General features: G+C 60.1%; 2 protein-coding genes. Both read right to left on the bottom strand.

The features are described 5' to 3' along the window. Nucleotides 1–21: 21 nt before the first annotated feature. Nucleotides 22–1,320, bottom strand: a complete 1,299-nt coding sequence (locus ACWEOZ_RS44270; RefSeq protein ID WP_105817147.1) for a hypothetical protein — start codon at nucleotides 1,318–1,320, stop codon at nucleotides 22–24. A gap of 252 nt (nucleotides 1,321–1,572) precedes the next feature. Then, nucleotides 1,573–1,938: glycoside hydrolase domain-containing protein (locus ACWEOZ_RS44265; protein ID WP_451916664.1), on the bottom strand; the 366-nt coding region annotated here is incomplete at its 5' end.

Here is a 1,938-nt window from a genome sequence, read left to right as displayed (position 1 = left end):
TCCAAGTGTCGCGCTAAGATTTCACTTAGGCTGAACGTAGAACTGTTTCAGCGTGCCGGTTCCATCGGTGACAACCACCTTGAAAGCCCGATCCTTGGGCGTGCTGCTGTCGACTGTCACCACAACGAACGCGATGCCTGAGCGCAATTCGATTTTAGCGCTCGGCGCGATAGCTCCGGCTGCCGTAGGCGGATCAGCGATTGCAGCGGCATAGGACGACGGTGTCCCGCCGGAAATCGCCACCGACGCGGGAGTCGATGTCGTGACGGGAAACGTCTGGTTCGAGTCCGCGTCAGCCGCTCCGAGCGTGAGCGGCTGAGTGAGCGCCGGCCGAACCCCGGTCAATTGCTGGTAGGCGCAGCCGCCATAGTTGGTCGCTCCGGCGATCGACTGAGGTGGCGGAAACTGCTGCGCGGCCTGCACATACAGGACGACCTTGTCATTCGCGGTCTTTATCGCCTGAGCTGCGGCGTTCCATTGAGTTTGGAGCGCCGTTTTTTGCGTGTCCGTGTCCCGGGCATATTTTGTGTCCGACGGCAGTGCCAGGGCCTGCGTGGCTGACGGGGTACGCAGCGATGTTGGCAGCGTGAAGGCGGACCCGAACAGTGCTTTGTCGTCGGCGATGGTGGGCTGATCCTCCGCGATCTGCTCATTAGCTTGCGCGATGATCAAATGTACGGCCTTGAAGAGTGCCGCTTTATGCGCCCGCAACCCGCCCTCCAAGTATGCGTCGGCCGCCCATTTGTCTCGCCGAGCCTTGGTCAGTTGATCTCGTAGCGGTTGAATGGATACCTTGGCCTTCTTGGCCATTGAATCCAGCTTCATGAGTTCACTGTCTGCCGCGGTGAATGCTTGCTCGACTGCATCGTGGACGTCGTCGGGTACGTGTCGGGCACCGATCGCCATCTCGGCAACAGCATATTCACTGCGCGCGCACTGGATCGCTGCTTCGGCTCGCGTGTAAATGCGCTCGTAGCGCGGGGCGAGCAGATAATTACGAGTAGCATAGACGGCTGCGCCGCCTGCGGTAAGCGCGGCGATCGTTTTCGTCGCGCTACCGATGAGCCCTTTATAGGCGATGAAGGCCGATAGAGGAATCAGCCCCGAGGCTGAATAAACGCGTCCGCCGGCCGCTTCCGCCCGATATAGCGCCACGACTCTTTGTGCCTGAATGGCGAAGTCTTCCGCTTCCTCGGGCGTGTAATCAATGAGCGAGCGGGGCGCCTTTCCGCTCGGCAGATTCGCTGACGAATTCCCATTTCCTCCCGCGCCTAAAGGCGGGCTCAAAACGGGCGATGTAATGTATCCCCCGTCGAACATCGCACATCCACTAAGGCTAAGCGACGCCAGCAAAATGCAAAGCGGCAATTGCGCTACCGGAGATCTTTTATTCAATTCTTTCCCCTTCCATCAGGATGCGCGGCAGGCCTCGTCCGTTCCCGAAGGGGACTTCCTTCGGGCGCGGGCGAGGAGGGGTAGCGCGGATGCCGCGGGTGTCCTTTTGGGAATCTCCTGCCTTCAATTAGACGGAGGATGTCAAACAAAGACGGCTGCGCGCCGCGTCACATCAGATCAAATGCCCACAACCTGAGCGGGACCCACTGGCGGAATCGCGCCGTAGTTATTGCCGATGGCGACATCGGGGTCTACAGACAGGGCGCCGACAGTCGACGGCATGCCCTGAACAATCGACCAGAGGTGATTCGGATCGTACCCGGACCACCCCCGCGACTGTGCGAGCCATGTGTATTGGACGAGACCGGCTTGCGCAAGTGCGAGGCATGTGCTGCCCGAACCGTAAGCGCCAATCGCGTAGGGTGGACAGCCGTTATCCGTTTCGGCTGTGGCTAGCCCTTGTGCGACGCCGTTGAAGTAATCGGTGATGCAGCCGTTGATGTCGGCGCTGCTGGCGTCATAGTCGACTGCGAAGTACAACGC

Source organism: Actinoplanes sp. NPDC004185 (genome assembly GCF_053603475.1).
This window is presented reverse-complemented; position numbering and strand designations above follow the sequence as displayed.

Bases quoted from the DNA above. Each gene is read 5' to 3' on its own strand.
- ACWEOZ_RS44270 (WP_105817147.1), bottom strand. From the start codon at position 1,320: ATGTTCGACGGGGGATACATTACATCGCCCGTTTTGAGCCCGCCTTTA.